At 44.0% G+C, this 18,985-nt stretch carries 5 protein-coding genes, 19 tRNA genes and 6 rRNA genes; all 30 read right to left on the bottom strand.

The genetic code is table 11. The annotated features are described in order from the left end of the window. Window positions 1-107: 107 nt before the first annotated feature. Complete coding sequence (locus JNUCC83_RS11065; RefSeq protein WP_454460008.1) at window positions 108-2,564, bottom strand: ATP-dependent Clp protease ATP-binding subunit; 2,457 nt, start codon at window positions 2,562-2,564, stop codon at window positions 108-110. After that, entirely contained in the window at window positions 2,561-3,040 is a 480-nt protein-coding gene (locus tag JNUCC83_RS11060) for a CtsR family transcriptional regulator (protein ID WP_454460007.1), read from the bottom strand. Before JNUCC83_RS11060 ends, JNUCC83_RS11065 begins: the two co-directional genes overlap by 4 nt. Before the next feature lie 187 nt (window positions 3,041-3,227). Beyond that, window positions 3,228-3,311 (bottom strand) — tRNA-Leu (locus JNUCC83_RS11055). 8 nt (window positions 3,312-3,319) lie between these two features. After that, window positions 3,320-3,390, bottom strand: a tRNA-Cys gene (locus JNUCC83_RS11050). A gap of 10 nt (window positions 3,391-3,400) precedes the next feature. Beyond that, window positions 3,401-3,472: transfer RNA gene (locus JNUCC83_RS11045), tRNA-Gln, on the bottom strand. A gap of 11 nt (window positions 3,473-3,483) precedes the next feature. Further along, window positions 3,484-3,556: transfer RNA gene (locus JNUCC83_RS11040), tRNA-His, on the bottom strand. 10 nt (window positions 3,557-3,566) lie between these two features. Further along, window positions 3,567-3,637 (bottom strand) — tRNA-Trp (locus JNUCC83_RS11035). A 7-nt stretch (window positions 3,638-3,644) separates the two neighbouring features. After that, window positions 3,645-3,725, bottom strand: a tRNA-Tyr gene (locus JNUCC83_RS11030). Between the two features lie 3 nt (window positions 3,726-3,728). Next, window positions 3,729-3,801: transfer RNA gene (locus tag JNUCC83_RS11025), tRNA-Phe, on the bottom strand. 5 nt (window positions 3,802-3,806) lie between these two features. Next, window positions 3,807-3,879 (bottom strand) — tRNA-Asp (locus JNUCC83_RS11020). A gap of 24 nt (window positions 3,880-3,903) precedes the next feature. After that, a tRNA-Glu gene (locus JNUCC83_RS11015) sits at window positions 3,904-3,975 on the bottom strand. Window positions 3,976-4,000: 25 nt separating this feature from the next. Beyond that, a tRNA-Ser gene (locus JNUCC83_RS11010) sits at window positions 4,001-4,090 on the bottom strand. Between the two features lie 26 nt (window positions 4,091-4,116). Continuing rightward, window positions 4,117-4,190: transfer RNA gene (locus JNUCC83_RS11005), tRNA-Asn, on the bottom strand. Between the two features lie 11 nt (window positions 4,191-4,201). Next, window positions 4,202-4,317, bottom strand: a 5S ribosomal RNA gene (gene rrf / locus JNUCC83_RS11000). A 77-nt stretch (window positions 4,318-4,394) separates the two neighbouring features. Further along, window positions 4,395-7,306: ribosomal RNA gene (locus tag JNUCC83_RS10995) — 23S ribosomal RNA — on the bottom strand. A gap of 229 nt (window positions 7,307-7,535) precedes the next feature. Further along, window positions 7,536-9,095, bottom strand: a 16S ribosomal RNA gene (locus JNUCC83_RS10990). Between the two features lie 235 nt (window positions 9,096-9,330). Continuing rightward, window positions 9,331-9,404: transfer RNA gene (locus JNUCC83_RS10985), tRNA-Pro, on the bottom strand. A gap of 12 nt (window positions 9,405-9,416) precedes the next feature. Beyond that, window positions 9,417-9,490, bottom strand: a tRNA-Arg gene (locus JNUCC83_RS10980). 9 nt (window positions 9,491-9,499) lie between these two features. After that, window positions 9,500-9,585, bottom strand: a tRNA-Leu gene (locus JNUCC83_RS10975). A gap of 13 nt (window positions 9,586-9,598) precedes the next feature. Next, a tRNA-Gly gene (locus JNUCC83_RS10970) sits at window positions 9,599-9,670 on the bottom strand. A 7-nt stretch (window positions 9,671-9,677) separates the two neighbouring features. Continuing rightward, a tRNA-Thr gene (locus JNUCC83_RS10965) sits at window positions 9,678-9,750 on the bottom strand. A gap of 49 nt (window positions 9,751-9,799) precedes the next feature. Beyond that, a tRNA-Lys gene (locus JNUCC83_RS10960) sits at window positions 9,800-9,872 on the bottom strand. Between the two features lie 8 nt (window positions 9,873-9,880). After that, window positions 9,881-9,953 (bottom strand) — tRNA-Val (locus JNUCC83_RS10955). Between the two features lie 18 nt (window positions 9,954-9,971). Continuing rightward, window positions 9,972-10,087, bottom strand: a 5S ribosomal RNA gene (gene rrf, locus JNUCC83_RS10950). A 77-nt stretch (window positions 10,088-10,164) separates the two neighbouring features. Next, window positions 10,165-13,076, bottom strand: a 23S ribosomal RNA gene (locus JNUCC83_RS10945). A gap of 178 nt (window positions 13,077-13,254) precedes the next feature. Beyond that, window positions 13,255-13,327, bottom strand: a tRNA-Ala gene (locus JNUCC83_RS10940). A gap of 71 nt (window positions 13,328-13,398) precedes the next feature. Continuing rightward, window positions 13,399-14,958 (bottom strand): 16S ribosomal RNA (locus JNUCC83_RS10935). Together the 16S, 23S and 5S rRNA genes with 19 tRNA genes alongside form the textbook arrangement of a ribosomal RNA operon. A 531-nt stretch (window positions 14,959-15,489) precedes the next feature. Beyond that, window positions 15,490-16,953, bottom strand: a complete 1,464-nt coding sequence (gene lysS / locus JNUCC83_RS10930) for a lysine--tRNA ligase (RefSeq protein WP_454461366.1) — start codon at window positions 16,951-16,953, stop codon at window positions 15,490-15,492. Between the two features lie 116 nt (window positions 16,954-17,069). Then, window positions 17,070-18,059: a tRNA dihydrouridine synthase DusB gene (gene dusB, locus JNUCC83_RS10925; RefSeq protein WP_454460006.1), complete on the bottom strand. Its 990-nt coding sequence runs from the start codon at window positions 18,057-18,059 to the stop codon at window positions 17,070-17,072. Window positions 18,060-18,073: 14 nt separating this feature from the next. Further along, the gene (gene hslO, locus JNUCC83_RS10920) at window positions 18,074-18,976 is read right to left on the bottom strand and encodes an Hsp33 family molecular chaperone HslO (protein ID WP_454460005.1); all 903 of its coding nucleotides are present in this window, start codon (window positions 18,974-18,976) and stop codon (window positions 18,074-18,076) included. Window positions 18,977-18,985 lie beyond the last annotated feature (9 nt).

Raw genomic sequence — 18,985 nt, 5'->3', positions numbered from 1 at the left:
TAGACACTCCTATTCCATTATAAACAATTTTATCCTACCATACAGACTATTAAAACTGCAATGCTTCACAATAGAAAAGCGCTAGTTATTCAACTAACGCTTGCTGGCTACACTTTTTCTGCTTGCTTAATTTTCGTATTAATTTTTCCCTTTGATGCACCAAGAGTAATAGTATCCCCAGTTTTAAGTTCACCTGACAGTAACAATTCACTTAGTTTATCTTCTACTTCTTTCTGCAGAGCTCGACGAATAGGACGAGCTCCGTATTCTGGGTCAAACCCTTCACTACTAATCACATCAATAGCAGCTGGAGTTAATTTTAAAGTAATATCTTGTTCTTTTAATCTTTCAATAACATCTTTAGACATTATTTTAACAATTTCATGTAATTGTTCTTTATTTAGTGAGTGGAACACAACAACTTCATCGACACGATTTAAGAACTCTGGTCTAAATGATTTTTTCAGCTCTTCTAAAATACGGGATTTCATTGCTTTATAATCTTTTGTTCCATCTGTTACACCAAACCCTACTGTCTTTTCATCGCGTAAAGCTGTCGCACCGATGTTTGATGTCATAATAATAATCGTATTCTTAAAGTCCACTTTACGTCCTTTAGCATCCGTTAAATGCCCATCATCAAGTACTTGTAACAGCACATTAAACACATCTGGATGTGCCTTTTCGACTTCATCAAGTAGTACAACTGAATATGGTTTCTGACGAATACGCTCAGTTAATTGTCCACCCTCATCATATCCAACATATCCAGGAGGTGACCCAACTAATCTACTAGTACTATGTTTTTCCATGAACTCTGACATATCTACTCGAATTAATGCATCTTCTGAGCCAAACATCACTTGCGCAATAGTTTTTGCTAATTCTGTTTTCCCTACTCCTGTTGGTCCTAAAAACATAAATGAACCAATTGGTCGATTAGGACTTTTCAATCCACTTCTTGCTCGTCTGATTGCTCGAGACACAGAATCAACAGCCTCTTCTTGACCAACCACACGTTTGTGCAACACTTTTTCTAACTCAAGCAATCGTTCACTTTCTTTTTTCTCAAGCTGAGTTAAAGGAATACCTGTCCACTGAGAAATAACTGATTCAATATCTTTCTCAGTAACACTCTGTTGGTATCTTGTTGCTTCTTTTTCTTGTTGCTCAACTAATTTCGCTAATTTTTTCAGTGCCTTTTTTTCAACTTCTCTAATTTCCACGACTTCAGAAAAGTTTTGCGTTAAAATGGCTGCTTCTTTTTCTTTGTATATATCAGCTAATACTTGTTGCTGCTTAACAATAGGAGAAGGTCTTTCATCTTTATTTAATCTTACTCTTGCTGCTGCCTCGTCAATTAAGTCAATAGCTTTATCAGGTAATTGTCGGTCATTTATATATCGAATAGATAATTTTACAGCTGCTTGAACAGCCTCATCATTAATAGCTACTTGATGATGTTCTTCATATTTATTTTTTAATCCAGACAAGATTGCAACTGTCTCTTCTTCTGTTGGCTCATCTACCATAATTTTAGCAAAACGACGTTCTAATGCAGAATCTTTTTCTATATATTTTTGATACTCATCAAGTGTCGTCGCGCCGATTGTTTGTAACTCTCCACGAGCTAGTGCTGGTTTTAAGATATTAGACGCATCAATCGCACCCTCAGCGCCACCAGCGCCTATTAGAGTATGCAACTCATCAATAAATAAGATAACTTCACCATCATGATAAATTTCATCAACCAATTTTTTCATTCGGTCTTCAAATTCACCACGGTATTTTGTTCCAGCTACCACAGCTCCCATATCAAGCATCATTACTCGTTTGTTTCTCATGTCTTTTGGTACTTTAGCTTCGACTATTCTTTGAGCTAGACCTTCAGCTATAGCTGTTTTCCCTACACCAGGCTCCCCTACAAGAACAGGATTATTCTTAGTTCGTCTACTTAATACTTGTATAAGGCGATCAACCTCTACGTCTCTGCCAACTAATGGGTCTAAACGACTTTCTCGAGCACTTTGAGTTAAATCCCTTGCTAAAGAATCCAGTGTCGGCGTTCCGTCATTTCGAGGAGATTTACCTACCTTTTTAGACTTCCCATTTTTACTATTTTCAGTTATTCCGATACGTTTTAAAATATCTTTACGTAATTTAGGTAACTCAACCCCTAAATTTTGTAAAATCCTTGCAGATAAAAGCGTATCCTCTCTAATCAAAGCCAACAAAATATGCTCTGTTCCAATGCTTGGTGCTCCTAAACGCTTACTCTCATCACCAGCAAACGCTAGTACATCTTTTGCTCTAGGTGAATATGGCAGTAATTCTGTTGATTTTGCTTTGTACTTACCATACTGAACGACTTGTTCTACTTCTTCAAATAAATCGTCCTCCCCTATATTAAGCTGACGAATTGATTTCCCACCAATTCCTCTTGGCTCTTTTAATAATCCAATTAATATATCTTCAGTTCCTACAACATCATGTCTAAAATATTTTGCACTCTCTTGTGCTAAATTTAGTACATCATTTGACCGTTTAGTAAATAATTCGCTCATATATCTCGCTCCTCTTCTTCATAAGTTAAGCGTTCTAACACGTCAATCATCATATTTGCTCGTAATAATTTTTCTTCAGGAGAACGACTAATACCTGTTAATTTAAAAGTAGCATGCAATAAATGTTTTTCTCTAAATGTAATAATATCATTATCTTGTAATTCATTTAAAATAGCAAATGCTTCACTTTCAGTTAAACCATTACTTATCATATTTGGTATTTCTTCACATAATTTCGTGGTGTATTGTATTAATTTAACTTTAACAATTCGAATATACCCACCACCACCACGTTTACTCTCAACCCTATAACCTTTAGGAACCGTAAATCTAGTATTTATGACATAATTAATTTGTGATGGGACACAATTAAATTGTTCCGCTATTTCTGCGCGTTTAATTTCAATAATATCTTCTTCTTTTAGTAATTCTTTTAAATAGTCTTCAATTATATCAGACATATTTTTATTACCCATACTATCACCACCTCTTACGTTTAAAGACAAATTGACTTATATTGACCTTTATTATACAAAATAATTTATTATATTCATACTATTTAGATTGAATTTATGTAAAACAACACGTTTTAAACATCTTAAACATCTCTATACAAAAAAACATCATCGTAATTAACGATGATGTTTAAACAGTCAGCTACTATACCGGCGGCCGGGGTCGAACCGGCACGCCCGTGAGGGCACTGGATTTTGAGTCCAGCGCGTCTGCCAATTCCGCCACGCCGGCAAAACAAGAGGCGGTAACCGGATTTGAACCGATGATAAAGGTTTTGCAGACCTCTGCCTTACCACTTGGCTATACCGCCTTTAAATAAACTGGGCTAGCTGGATTCGAACCAACGAGTGACGGAGTCAAAGTCCGTTGCCTTACCGCTTGGCTATAGCCCATTAACAAAAAAGGCGACTGATGGGAATCGAACCCACGAATGCCGGAGCCACAATCCGGTGCGTTAACCACTTCGCCACAGTCGCCATATTAAAACAGGGGTAGTAGGACTCGAACCCACGCTGACGGTTTTGGAGACCGTAGTTCTACCACTAAACTATACCCCTTTAAATATGGAGGGGGGCAGATTCGAACTGCCGAACCCGAAGGAGCGGATTTACAGTCCGCCGCGTTTAGCCACTTCGCTACCCCTCCAAATGGCGCAAGACAGAATCGAACTGCCGACACACGGAGCTTCAATCCGTTGCTCTACCAACTGAGCTACTGCGCCAATAACGGTCCCGACGGGAATCGAACCCGCGATCTCCTGCGTGACAGGCAGGCATGTTAACCCCTACACCACGGAACCTTTTATTGTAGATATTATATTTTATGACCCGTACGGGACTCGAACCCGTGTTACCGCCGTGAAAGGGCGGTGTCTTAACCGCTTGACCAACGGGCCAATTAATTATCTTTTTCTTTTAAAACGGAGAGTAAGGGATTCGAACCCTTGAGACAGTTATTACCGCCTACATGATTTCCAATCATGCTCCTTCGGCCAACTCGGACAACTCTCCTGAGTTTTAACCTTATATAAAAAGAACTCCGGCAGTAGGACTCGAACCTACGACATCATGATTAACAGTCATGCGCTACTACCAACTGAGCTATGCCGGATAAAAATAAAAGCACGGCAACGTCCTACTCTCACAAAGGGAAACCCTTCACTACCCTCGGCGCTAAGAAGCTTAACTTCTGTGTTCGGCATGGTTACAGGTGTATCCTTCTTGCCATCGCCACCGCACTTTTTATTTCTGTTGAGTGTTTATTCACTCAAAACTGGATGTTTTGTTAGTATCAATATATTCTTCCACCGCTATCTTGGTTAAGTCCTCGACCGATTAGTACTAGTCCGCTCCATACATCACTGTACTTCCACTCCTAGCCTATCTACCTGATCATCTTTCAGGGGTCTTACTTCCTTAAAGGAATGGGAAATCTCATCTTGAGGGGGGCTTCACGCTTAGATGCTTTCAGCGTTTATCCCGTCCATACATAGCTACCCAGCAATGCCCTTGGCAGAACAACTGGTACACCAGAGGTATGTCCATCCCGGTCCTCTCGTACTAAGGACAGCTCCTCTCAAATTTCCAACGCCCGCGACGGATAGGGACCGAACTGTCTCACGACGTTCTGAACCCAGCTCGCGTGCCGCTTTAATGGGCGAACAGCCCAACCCTTGGGACCGACTACAGCCCCAGGATGCGACGAGCCGACATCGAGGTGCCAAACCTCCCCGTCGATGTGAACTCTTGGGGGAGATAAGCCTGTTATCCCCAGGGTAGCTTTTATCCGTTGAGCGATGGCCCTTCCATGCGGAACCACCGGATCACTAAGCCCGACTTTCGTCCCTGCTCGAGTTGTAGCTCTCGCAGTCAAGCTCCCTTCTGCCTTTGCACTCTACGAATGATTTCCAACCATTCTGAGGGAACCTTTGGGCGCCTCCGTTACCTTTTGGGAGGCGACCGCCCCAGTCAAACTGTCCATCTGACACTGTCTCCCACCACGATAAGTGGTGCGGGTTAGAATGGTCATAACACAAGGGTAGTATCCCACCAGCGCCTCCATCGAAACTAGCGTTCCGACTTCTACGGCTCCTACCTATCCTGTACATATGTCACAAACATTCAATATCAAACTACAGTAAAGCTCCATGGGGTCTTTCCGTCCTGTCGCGGGTAACCTGCATCTTCACAGGTACTAAAATTTCACCGAGTCTCTCGTTGAGACAGTGCCCAAATCGTTACGCCTTTCGTGCGGGTCGGAACTTACCCGACAAGGAATTTCGCTACCTTAGGACCGTTATAGTTACGGCCGCCGTTTACTGGGGCTTCAATTTTGAGCTTCGCTATTGCTAACCCATCCTCTTAACCTTCCAGCACCGGGCAGGCGTCAGCCCCTATACGTCATCTTTCGATTTTGCAGAGACCTGTGTTTTTGATAAACAGTCGCTTGGGCCTATTCACTGCGGCTGAACTTGCGTTCAGCACCCCTTCTCCCGAAGTTACGGGGTCATTTTGCCGAGTTCCTTAACGAGAGTTCTCTCGCTCACCTTAGGATTCTCTCCTCGACTACCTGTGTCGGTTTGCGGTACGGGTCATTTGTTTCTAACTAGAAGCTTTTCTTGACAGTGTGACATTGAGACTTCGGTACTTTATTTCCCTACTCATCACAACTCGTCCTTAAAGATAAAAGCATTTAACTCTTATCAAGACTTGTTGCTTGAACGTGCACTTCCAGTCGCACGATCCCATAGCCTCCTGTGTCCCTCCATTGTTCAAACAAAACAAACGAGTACAGGAATCTCAACCTGTTGTCCATCGCCTACGCCTATCGGCCTCAGCTTAGGTCCCGACTAACCCTGGGAGGACGAGCCTTCCCCAGGAAACCTTAGTCATTCGGTGGACAGGATTCTCACCTGTCTTTCGCTACTCATACCGGCATTCTCACTTCTAAGCGCTCCACCAGTCCTTACGATCCAGCTTCAACGCCCTTAGAACGCTCTCCTACCATAGAACCAAAGGTTCTATCCACAGCTTCGGTAACATGTTTAGCCCCGGTACATTTTCGGCGCAAGGGCACTCGACTAGTGAGCTATTACGCACTCTTTAAATGGTGGCTGCTTCTGAGCCAACATCCTAGTTGTTTGTGCACCCTCACATCCTTTTCCACTTAACATGTATTTTGGGACCTTAGCTGGTGGTCTGGGCTGTTTCCCTTTCGACAATGGATCTTATCACTCACTGTCTGACTCCCGGATATAAATGAATGGCATTCGGAGTTTATCTGAATTCGGTAACCCAAGACGGGCCCCTAGTCCAAACAGTGCTCTACCTCCATCATTCTCAAATCCGAGGCTAGCCCTAAAGCTATTTCGGAGAGAACCAGCTATCTCCAAGTTCGTTTGGAATTTCTCCGCTACCCACACCTCATCCCCGCACTTTTCAACGTACGTGGGTTCGGTCCTCCAGTGCGTTTTACCACACCTTCAACCTGGACATGGGTAGGTCACATGGTTTCGGGTCTACGACAACATACTCATTCGCCCTATTCAGACTCGCTTTCGCTACGGCTCCGCTTCTTCAGCTTAACCTCGCATGCTATCGTAACTCGCCGGTTCATTCTGCAAAAGGCACGCTATCACCCATTAACGGGCTCTAACTTCTTGTAAGCACACGGTTTCAGGTTCTATTTCACTCCCCTTCCGGGGTGCTTTTCACCTTTCCCTCACGGTACTGGTTCACTATCGGTCACTAGAGAGTATTTAGCCTTGGGAGATGGTCCTCCCGGATTCCGACGGAATTTCTCGTGTTCCGCCGTACTCAGGATACTCATAGGTGTGTTGTCAATTTCGTCTACGGGGCTTTTACCCGCTACGGCTGACCTTTCCAAGTCGATTCGACTATCCACAACAGCTACCACAGCTGAGTCCTACAACCCCAACAAGCAAGCTTGTTGGTTTGGGCTGTTTCCGTTTCGCTCGCCGCTACTAAGGAAATCGATTTTTCTTTCTCTTCCTGCAGGTACTTAGATGTTTCAGTTCTCTGCGTCTACCTTCTAATAGCTATGTATTCACTATTAGATAATATCCTATAAAAGATATTGGGTTCCCCCATTCGGAAATCTCCGGATCATAGCTTACTTACAGCTCCCCGAAGCATATCGGTGTTAGTCCCGTCCTTCATCGGCTTCTAGTGCCAAGGCATCCACCGTGCGCCCTTATTCACTTAACCTTTTCTAACCTAACGGTTAGCTTGTTTTTTATTAATAACTACCTAGCGATAGATAATTATTAACACATTTCACAGTTCTTTAAAAGAAACTATTCAACGCGGTGTTCTCGGTTTATATTGATATCTAACTTCAACTATCCAGTTTTCAATGAACAAATACTTTTTGAGAGTAGACCTCTCAAAACTGAACAAAGTAAAGACAAAATGTGTTTTCCGTAATTATCCTTAGAAAGGAGGTGATCCAGCCGCACCTTCCGATACGGCTACCTTGTTACGACTTCACCCCAATCATCTATCCCACCTTAGGCGGCTGGCTCCAAAAGGTTACCTCACCGACTTTGGGTGTTACAAACTCTCGTGGTGTGACGGGCGGTGTGTACAAGGCCCGGGAACGTATTCACCGTGGCATGCTGATCCACGATTACTAGCGATTCCGGCTTCATGTAGGCGAGTTGCAGCCTACAATCCGAACTGAGAACAGCTTTAAGAGATTAGCTAAACCTCGCGGTCTCGCAACTCATTGTACTGTCCATTGTAGCACGTGTGTAGCCCAGGTCATAAGGGGCATGATGATTTGACGTCATCCCCACCTTCCTCCGGTTTGTCACCGGCAGTCTCGCTAGAGTGCCCAACTGAATGATGGCAACTAACAATAAGGGTTGCGCTCGTTGCGGGACTTAACCCAACATCTCACGACACGAGCTGACGACAACCATGCACCACCTGTCACTTTGTCCCCGAAGGGAAAGCTCTATCTCTAGAGTGGTCAAAGGATGTCAAGACCTGGTAAGGTTCTTCGCGTTGCTTCGAATTAAACCACATGCTCCACCGCTTGTGCGGGCCCCCGTCAATTCCTTTGAGTTTCAGCCTTGCGGCCGTACTCCCCAGGCGGAGTGCTTAATGCGTTAACTGCAGCACTGAAGGGCGGAAACCCTCCAACACTTAGCACTCATCGTTTACGGCGTGGACTACCAGGGTATCTAATCCTGTTTGCTCCCCACGCTTTCGAGCCTCAGCGTCAGTTACAGACCAGAGAGTCGCCTTCGCCACTGGTGTTCCTCCATATATCTACGCATTTCACCGCTACACATGGAATTCCACTCTCCTCTTCTGCACTCAAGTCCTCCAGTTTCCAATGACCTTCCTCGGTTGAGCCGAGGGCTTTCACATCAGACTTAAAAGACCGCCTGCGCTCGCTTTACGCCCAATAAATCCGGACAACGCTTGCCACCTACGTATTACCGCGGCTGCTGGCACGTAGTTAGCCGTGGCTTTCTGGTTAGATACCGTCAAGGTGATAACAGTTACTCTATCACTTGTTCTTCTCTAACAACAGAGTTTTACGATCCGAAAACCTTCTTCACTCACGCGGCGTTGCTCGGTCAGACTTTCGTCCATTGCCGAAGATTCCCTACTGCTGCCTCCCGTAGGAGTCTGGGCCGTGTCTCAGTCCCAGTGTGGCCGATCACCCTCTCAGGTCGGCTATGCATCACGGTCTTGGTAGGCCGTTACCCCACCAACTAACTAATGCACCGCGGGCCCATCCACCAGTGACACCCGAAAGCGTCTTTTATACTTTTGCCATGCAGCAAAAGCAATTATGCGGTATTAGCACCTGTTTCCAAGTGTTATCCCCCTCTGGTGGGCAGGTTGCCCACGTGTTACTCACCCGTCCGCCACTCATTTCTTTTCGGTGGAGCAAGCTCCGGTGAAAAGAAATGCGTTCGACTTGCATGTATTAGGCACGCCGCCAGCGTTCGTCCTGAGCCAGGATCAAACTCTCAATAAAAAGTTGATTAACATCTTACGATGTTTAAGCTCATTTGTTTAAAACTTGCTAGCGAATATTATTCACTAAATATGGTTTGTTTCTACATAGTAGAAACGCCCTACACATTTGGTTTGTCTTACTTTGTTCAGTTTTCAAAGGTCTAAACTTCGTTGCCGTAACAACTTTTATATCATACCAAGTTGTTATCTTATTGTCAACAACTTTTTTTAATTTTTTGAGAAAATTCTCAAAATCGGGAAGACAGGATTCGAACCTGCGACCCCTTGGTCCCAAACCAAGTGCTCTACCAAGCTGAGCTACTTCCCGTATTAAATTAAACGCGCCCAAGAGGAGTCGAACCCCTAACCTTCTGATCCGTAGTCAGACACTCTATCCAGTTGAGCTATGGGCGCTATGTTTGATGCCGAGGACCGGAATCGAACCGGTACGGTGATCACTCACCGCAGGATTTTAAGTCCTGTGCGTCTGCCAGTTCCGCCACCCCGGCTAGAACTTATAAAAGCGGAAGACGGGGTTCGAACCCGCGACCCCCACCTTGGCAAGGTGATGTTCTACCACTGAACTACTTCCGCTTATAGATGCCGGCTAAAGGACTTGAACCCTCGACCCTCTGATTACAAATCAGATGCTCTACCAACTGAGCTAAGCCGGCAAAATTTAATACGAATGCTTTCCCTTCGTATTATAGCTTATTATAGTAATGACCCGTACTGGGCTCGAACCAGTGACCCTCTGATTAAAAGTCAGATGCTCTACCAACTGAGCTAACGAGTCAAATCTTATGGAGGTTAACGGGATCGAACCGCTGACCCCCTGCTTGTAAGGCAGGTGCTCTCCCAGCTGAGCTAAACCTCCATCATGATAAAAATAAAAGCACGGCAACGTCCTACTCTCACAAAGGGAAACCCTTCACTACCCTCGGCGCTAAGAAGCTTAACTTCTGTGTTCGGCATGGTTACAGGTGTATCCTTCTTGCCATCGCCACCGCACTTTTTATTTCTGTTGAGTGTTTATTCACTCAAAACTGGATGTTTTGTTAGTATCAATATATTCTTCCACCGCTATCTTGGTTAAGTCCTCGACCGATTAGTACTAGTCCGCTCCATACATCACTGTACTTCCACTCCTAGCCTATCTACCTGATCATCTTTCAGGGGTCTTACTTCCTTAAAGGAATGGGAAATCTCATCTTGAGGGGGGCTTCACGCTTAGATGCTTTCAGCGTTTATCCCGTCCATACATAGCTACCCAGCAATGCCCTTGGCAGAACAACTGGTACACCAGAGGTATGTCCATCCCGGTCCTCTCGTACTAAGGACAGCTCCTCTCAAATTTCCAACGCCCGCGACGGATAGGGACCGAACTGTCTCACGACGTTCTGAACCCAGCTCGCGTGCCGCTTTAATGGGCGAACAGCCCAACCCTTGGGACCGACTACAGCCCCAGGATGCGACGAGCCGACATCGAGGTGCCAAACCTCCCCGTCGATGTGAACTCTTGGGGGAGATAAGCCTGTTATCCCCAGGGTAGCTTTTATCCGTTGAGCGATGGCCCTTCCATGCGGAACCACCGGATCACTAAGCCCGACTTTCGTCCCTGCTCGAGTTGTAGCTCTCGCAGTCAAGCTCCCTTCTGCCTTTGCACTCTACGAATGATTTCCAACCATTCTGAGGGAACCTTTGGGCGCCTCCGTTACCTTTTGGGAGGCGACCGCCCCAGTCAAACTGTCCATCTGACACTGTCTCCCACCACGATAAGTGGTGCGGGTTAGAATGGTCATAACACAAGGGTAGTATCCCACCAGCGCCTCCATCGAAACTAGCGTTCCGACTTCTACGGCTCCTACCTATCCTGTACATATGTCACAAACATTCAATATCAAACTACAGTAAAGCTCCATGGGGTCTTTCCGTCCTGTCGCGGGTAACCTGCATCTTCACAGGTACTAAAATTTCACCGAGTCTCTCGTTGAGACAGTGCCCAAATCGTTACGCCTTTCGTGCGGGTCGGAACTTACCCGACAAGGAATTTCGCTACCTTAGGACCGTTATAGTTACGGCCGCCGTTTACTGGGGCTTCAATTTTGAGCTTCGCTATTGCTAACCCATCCTCTTAACCTTCCAGCACCGGGCAGGCGTCAGCCCCTATACGTCATCTTTCGATTTTGCAGAGACCTGTGTTTTTGATAAACAGTCGCTTGGGCCTATTCACTGCGGCTGAACTTGCGTTCAGCACCCCTTCTCCCGAAGTTACGGGGTCATTTTGCCGAGTTCCTTAACGAGAGTTCTCTCGCTCACCTTAGGATTCTCTCCTCGACTACCTGTGTCGGTTTGCGGTACGGGTCATTTGTTTCTAACTAGAAGCTTTTCTTGACAGTGTGACATTGAGACTTCGGTACTTTATTTCCCTACTCATCACAACTCGTCCTTAAAGATAAAAGCATTTAACTCTTATCAAGACTTGTTGCTTGAACGTGCACTTCCAGTCGCACGATCCCATAGCCTCCTGTGTCCCTCCATTGTTCAAACAAAACAAACGAGTACAGGAATCTCAACCTGTTGTCCATCGCCTACGCCTATCGGCCTCAGCTTAGGTCCCGACTAACCCTGGGAGGACGAGCCTTCCCCAGGAAACCTTAGTCATTCGGTGGACAGGATTCTCACCTGTCTTTCGCTACTCATACCGGCATTCTCACTTCTAAGCGCTCCACCAGTCCTTACGATCCAGCTTCAACGCCCTTAGAACGCTCTCCTACCATAGAACCAAAGGTTCTATCCACAGCTTCGGTAACATGTTTAGCCCCGGTACATTTTCGGCGCAAGGGCACTCGACTAGTGAGCTATTACGCACTCTTTAAATGGTGGCTGCTTCTGAGCCAACATCCTAGTTGTTTGTGCACCCTCACATCCTTTTCCACTTAACATGTATTTTGGGACCTTAGCTGGTGGTCTGGGCTGTTTCCCTTTCGACAATGGATCTTATCACTCACTGTCTGACTCCCGGATATAAATGAATGGCATTCGGAGTTTATCTGAATTCGGTAACCCAAGACGGGCCCCTAGTCCAAACAGTGCTCTACCTCCATCATTCTCAAATCCGAGGCTAGCCCTAAAGCTATTTCGGAGAGAACCAGCTATCTCCAAGTTCGTTTGGAATTTCTCCGCTACCCACACCTCATCCCCGCACTTTTCAACGTACGTGGGTTCGGTCCTCCAGTGCGTTTTACCACACCTTCAACCTGGACATGGGTAGGTCACATGGTTTCGGGTCTACGACAACATACTCATTCGCCCTATTCAGACTCGCTTTCGCTACGGCTCCGCTTCTTCAGCTTAACCTCGCATGCTATCGTAACTCGCCGGTTCATTCTGCAAAAGGCACGCTATCACCCATTAACGGGCTCTAACTTCTTGTAAGCACACGGTTTCAGGTTCTATTTCACTCCCCTTCCGGGGTGCTTTTCACCTTTCCCTCACGGTACTGGTTCACTATCGGTCACTAGAGAGTATTTAGCCTTGGGAGATGGTCCTCCCGGATTCCGACGGAATTTCTCGTGTTCCGCCGTACTCAGGATACTCATAGGTGTGTTGTCAATTTCGTCTACGGGGCTTTTACCCGCTACGGCTGACCTTTCCAAGTCGATTCGACTATCCACAACAGCTACCACAGCTGAGTCCTACAACCCCAACAAGCAAGCTTGTTGGTTTGGGCTGTTTCCGTTTCGCTCGCCGCTACTAAGGAAATCGATTTTTCTTTCTCTTCCTGCAGGTACTTAGATGTTTCAGTTCTCTGCGTCTACCTTCTAATAGCTATGTATTCACTATTAGATAATATCCTATAAAAGATATTGGGTTCCCCCATTCGGAAATCTCCGGATCATAGCTTACTTACAGCTCCCCGAAGCATATCGGTGTTAGTCCCGTCCTTCATCGGCTTCTAGTGCCAAGGCATCCACCGTGCGCCCTTATTCACTTAACCTTTTCTAACCTAACGGTTAGCTTGTTTTTTATTAATAACTACCTAGCGATAGATAATTATTAACACATTTCACAGTTCTTTAAAAGAAACTATTCAACGCGGTGTTCTCGGTTTATATTGATATCTAACTTCAACTATCCAGTTTTCAATGAACAAAACATTGGTGAGAATTCACCAATGGAGCCTAGCGGGATCGAACCGCTGACCTCCTGCGTGCAAGGCAGGCGCTCTCCCAGCTGAGCTAAGGCCCCGTTTATTAAGAGTAGACCTCTCAAAACTGAACAAAGTAAAGACAAAATGTGTTTTCCGTAATTATCCTTAGAAAGGAGGTGATCCAGCCGCACCTTCCGATACGGCTACCTTGTTACGACTTCACCCCAATCATCTATCCCACCTTAGGCGGCTGGCTCCAAAAGGTTACCTCACCGACTTTGGGTGTTACAAACTCTCGTGGTGTGACGGGCGGTGTGTACAAGGCCCGGGAACGTATTCACCGTGGCATGCTGATCCACGATTACTAGCGATTCCGGCTTCATGTAGGCGAGTTGCAGCCTACAATCCGAACTGAGAACAGCTTTAAGAGATTAGCTAAACCTCGCGGTCTCGCAACTCATTGTACTGTCCATTGTAGCACGTGTGTAGCCCAGGTCATAAGGGGCATGATGATTTGACGTCATCCCCACCTTCCTCCGGTTTGTCACCGGCAGTCTCGCTAGAGTGCCCAACTGAATGATGGCAACTAACAATAAGGGTTGCGCTCGTTGCGGGACTTAACCCAACATCTCACGACACGAGCTGACGACAACCATGCACCACCTGTCACTTTGTCCCCGAAGGGAAAGCTCTATCTCTAGAGTGGTCAAAGGATGTCAAGACCTGGTAAGGTTCTTCGCGTTGCTTCGAATTAAACCACATGCTCCACCGCTTGTGCGGGCCCCCGTCAATTCCTTTGAGTTTCAGCCTTGCGGCCGTACTCCCCAGGCGGAGTGCTTAATGCGTTAACTGCAGCACTGAAGGGCGGAAACCCTCCAACACTTAGCACTCATCGTTTACGGCGTGGACTACCAGGGTATCTAATCCTGTTTGCTCCCCACGCTTTCGAGCCTCAGCGTCAGTTACAGACCAGAGAGTCGCCTTCGCCACTGGTGTTCCTCCATATATCTACGCATTTCACCGCTACACATGGAATTCCACTCTCCTCTTCTGCACTCAAGTCCTCCAGTTTCCAATGACCTTCCTCGGTTGAGCCGAGGGCTTTCACATCAGACTTAAAAGACCGCCTGCGCTCGCTTTACGCCCAATAAATCCGGACAACGCTTGCCACCTACGTATTACCGCGGCTGCTGGCACGTAGTTAGCCGTGGCTTTCTGGTTAGATACCGTCAAGGTGATAACAGTTACTCTATCACTTGTTCTTCTCTAACAACAGAGTTTTACGATCCGAAAACCTTCTTCACTCACGCGGCGTTGCTCGGTCAGACTTTCGTCCATTGCCGAAGATTCCCTACTGCTGCCTCCCGTAGGAGTCTGGGCCGTGTCTCAGTCCCAGTGTGGCCGATCACCCTCTCAGGTCGGCTATGCATCACGGTCTTGGTAGGCCGTTACCCCACCAACTAACTAATGCACCGCGGGCCCATCCACCAGTGACACCCGAAAGCGTCTTTTATACTTTTGCCATGCAGCAAAAGCAATTATGCGGTATTAGCACCTGTTTCCAAGTGTTATCCCCCTCTGGTGGGCAGGTTGCCCACGTGTTACTCACCCGTCCGCCACTCATTTCTTTTCGGTGGAGCAAGCTCCGGTGAAAAGAAATGCGTTCGACTTGCATGTATTAGGCACGCCGCCAGCGTTCGTCCTGAGCCAGGATCAAACTCTCAATAAAAAGTTGATTAACATCTTACGATGTTTAAGCTCATTTGTTTAAAACTTGCTAGCGAATATTATTCACTAAATATGGTTTGTTTCTACATAGTAGAAACGCCCTACACATTTGGTTTGTCTTACTTTGTTCAGTTTTCAAAGGTCTAAAATTCGTTGTCGTAACAACTTTTATATCATATCAAGAACAAAAATGTTTGTCAACAGTTTTTTAAAATATTTTTTTGAATTTTCTGATAATTCAAAAGTTAAATAAAATAAAAAATAACTAAAATGTTTTCAAAATCTAACTTGTCTCTCAAGGACATGTATTAATATAACAATAAAAAGCTTATTCGTCAACCCTTTATTGTAAAAAAATTTTTCACAAACTTTACATTATATTATGATGTTTTTTATTCGTATTGAACTGTTTTCTACATAAATATACTAGAGTTTAACTATCATACGATACACTTAAAACGAATTTCAACTTTAAAACATACTATAATTAATCATAAACAAAGAAAAAAAGTGAAGAAAATTCTTCACTTTTTTATCGCATTGTTGGAAATAATAGCACATCTCTAATTGATTGTGAATCAGTTAATAGCATTACTAGACGATCAATTCCTATTCCTAAACCACCTGTAGGAGGCATTCCATACTCTAAAGCTTCTATAAAGTCTTCATCAATGCCATGCGCTTCATCATTACCTAAATCTTTTTCTTTCATTTGTGCTTCAAATCGTTCTCTTTGATCGATTGGGTCATTTAATTCAGTAAACGCGTTTCCGTATTCTTTTCCTACTATAAAGACTTCAAAACGATCTGTAAAACGTTCATCAGCTGGATTTTTCTTCGCTAATGGAGAAATTGATACTGGATGACCGTAGATAAACGTTGGTTGAATCAATGTGTCTTCAACAAACTCTTCAAAGAATTCATTAACCACATGACCATAATCCATATGTTCTTCTATAGTAACATTATGTACTTTAGCAATTTTTCGTGCCTCTTCATCACTTGTTACATTCCAGAAATCAACACCTGTGACTTCTTTAATCGCATCAATCATATGAATTCTCTTCCAAGGACCTTCTAAATTCACATCAGTATCACCATATTGAATTTGTAGTGTTCCTAATACTTTTTTAGCAACTGTTGTAATAATACCTTCAGTTAGATCCATAATATCTTTATAATCAGTGTAAGCCGTATAAACTTCTAACATAGTGAATTCTGGATTATGCGTTGCATCAATCCCTTCATTACGGAATACACGTCCAATTTCATAAACTTTTTCCATTCCACCAACGATTAATCGTTTTAAATGTAATTCTAATGCGATACGTAAATATAGTTCCATATCTAATGCATTGTGATGTGTGATGAATGGTCTTGCTGCTGCTCCACCTGCCATATTATGCAGAGTGGGTGTTTCCACTTCTAAATAGCCATGATCATTTAAGTAGTTACGAACTTCGCGAATTATCTCACTACGTTTAACAAATTTATCAAAGCTATCACGATTACTAATTAAGTCTAAATAGCGTTGACGGTATTTTTGTTCAACATTTGTTAAACCATGATATTTATCTGGTAATGGACGAAGTGCTTTTGTTAAGAATGTAAATTCAGTTGGCTTGATTGTTATTTCACCCATATCAGTTTTCATGATTTGACCGGTTACCCCAACAAAATCACCCAAATCAGCTTGTTTAAATAATTCATATGCTTCTTCACCGATTGCATCTTTACGAACATAAATTTGGATTTGTCCTTCTCTATCTTGTAAATGAGCAAACCCTACTTTACCTTTACCGCGTTTTGTCATAATACGCCCTGCGACTGTGGCTGTAAGATTTAACTCTTGTAATTCTTCTTTTGTTTTATCATCATATGTTTCATGTAATTCTTTTGCATTTGTTGTGCGTTCAAAACGTGCTCCAAATGGATCTAATCCCTTATCACGTAAGTCCGCCATTTTTTCTCGTCTAACGATGAGTTGGTCATTCATTTCTTGATGCTCTTGATTATCTTTTGACACATTACTTCCTCCTATACTATTTTGCCTTTCTACTCTCTCCTATAATGCCACAAATAACAAAAAAAAGGCAAGTTAATTTGCCTTTTTTATCCTACTAAGCCTTTTTCTTTCACGACTAAGACATACTCATCTAAAATCTGATTCATTTCTGCTTGGGTAGTTGCTTTGTTCACAGCTAACCTTGTTTTGGTAGCTCGTGGCGCACCTTTTAAATAATAAGCGGCATGTTGGCGGAACTCTAAACAACCAATTTTTTCACCCTTTAAGCGAATTAATCGATCTAAATGTAATTTAGCTGTGTCAATTTTTTCGGCTGGATGTGGTTCTTCTAGTAACTCACCTGTTTCTAGATAGTGTTGTGTACGATAGATCATCCATGGATTACCCAAAGCTGCTCGGCCTATCATCACGCCATCGCATCCAACATAATCAAGCATACGCTTGGCATCTTCTGGCGTTCTGACATCACCATTTCCCATAAACGGAATCGTTAAATGTTTCTTAACGTCTCTTAACACATCCCAATTAGCTTTTCCTTCATACATTTGCACGCGTGTTCGTCCATGCATCGCCACAGCACTGGCACCGGCTTTTTCAGCAGCCAACGCATTTTCAACAGCATAAACATGCTCCTCGTCCCAGCCAATACGTTGTTTCACTGTCACAGGGATACTTACAGCATTAGCAACAGCTTCTACCATTTCATACACTTTATTAGGATCAAGTAACCATCTAGCACCCGCTTCTGCTTTGATAACTTTGTTTACTGGGCACCCCATATTAATATCAATGATATCTGCTGTTGTATATTCTTCGACAAACTTAGCTGCTTCTACTAAATTTTCTTTATTCCCACCAAAAATTTGTAAACTAAGCGGGTGTTCTGTTTCATCAATATAGAGCATTTCTAGTGTTTTTTTATTTCGTTGCTGAATGCCTTTATCACTAATCATTTCACACACAACAAGTCCTGCACCAAACTCTTTGACTGTCACACGAAAAGCAGAGTTACTCACCCCAGCCATTGGTGCAACAACTACTCGATTAGGAATCTCGACGTTTCCTATTTTCCACATCGGTTTTCCTCCTCTTAAGACTGCATAGCCTCGTCTCTTAATACTGATAACTCATCTGCTGAATAGTGATATTTTTCATTACAAAAATGACACACAGCTTCTGCTCCATTGTCTTCTTCTATCATTTGAGTTAACTCATCTACACCTAAAGTAATTAACGCTGAAGAAAAACGTTCCTTCGAGCAGTCACATTGAAACTCGACTGGCATCGTATCTAAAATTTCAACATTCTCTTTACCTAATAAACGATAAAGAATTTCTTCGGGTGTTTCACCTTGATCTAGTAAATTTGATACTTGTGGAATATCTGACAAACGTTTCTCAATCTCAACAAGTGTTTCTTCTGACGCAAAAGGCATCACTTGAATCATAAATCCACCAGCCGCTTTTACGACATCGTCATTTTCATTATCAACTAATACACTTAACCCTACTGCAGAAGGAACTTGTTCTGATGTCGCTAAATAATAAGTAAAATCTTCAGCTAATTCTCCTGATACAAGTGGTACTTGTCCTGTAAAAGGTTCTCTTAATCCTAAATCTTTCACGACGCTTAGAGAGCCGTTTGTTCCAACGCCACCGCGTACATCTATTTTACCTAGTGCATTTGCTGGTAGATTGACCTGTGGATTTTTTACATATCCTTTAACGTGCCCTCGAGCATCAGCATCAACCACAATCGCTCCGATTGGTCCATCTCCTTGGATACGAACAGTTAACTTTTCGTCTCCCTTATGCATTGATCCTAATAGCAATGCTCCCGTTAGAGAACGACCTAACGCAGCTGTTGATGTACGCCAGGTGTCATGACGTTGTTGTGCTTCAGCGACTAGTTCTGTTGTTCGAGTTGCCATTGCTCGTATTTCTCCATTAAAGCATAATGCTTTTACTAAATAATCTGTTGTTTGTTTACTCATTTTCTTGCC

Source organism: Vagococcus sp. JNUCC 83 (assembly GCF_053667615.1).
The sequence above is the reverse complement of the archived record's forward strand: the minus strand, read 5'-3'. Positions and strand labels throughout refer to the sequence as shown.

Bases quoted from the DNA above. Each gene is read 5' to 3' on its own strand.
- JNUCC83_RS11065 (WP_454460008.1), bottom strand. From the start codon at position 2,564: ATGAGCGAATTATTTACTAAACGGTCAAATGATGTACTAAATTTAGCA.
- dusB (WP_454460006.1), bottom strand. From the start codon at position 18,059: ATGTGGAAAATAGGAAACGTCGAGATTCCTAATCGAGTAGTTGTTGCA.
- lysS (WP_454461366.1), bottom strand. From the start codon at position 16,953: ATGAATGACCAACTCATCGTTAGACGAGAAAAAATGGCGGACTTACGT.
- hslO (WP_454460005.1), bottom strand. From the start codon at position 18,976: ATGAGTAAACAAACAACAGATTATTTAGTAAAAGCATTATGCTTTAAT.
- JNUCC83_RS11060 (WP_454460007.1), bottom strand. From the start codon at position 3,040: ATGGGTAATAAAAATATGTCTGATATAATTGAAGACTATTTAAAAGAA.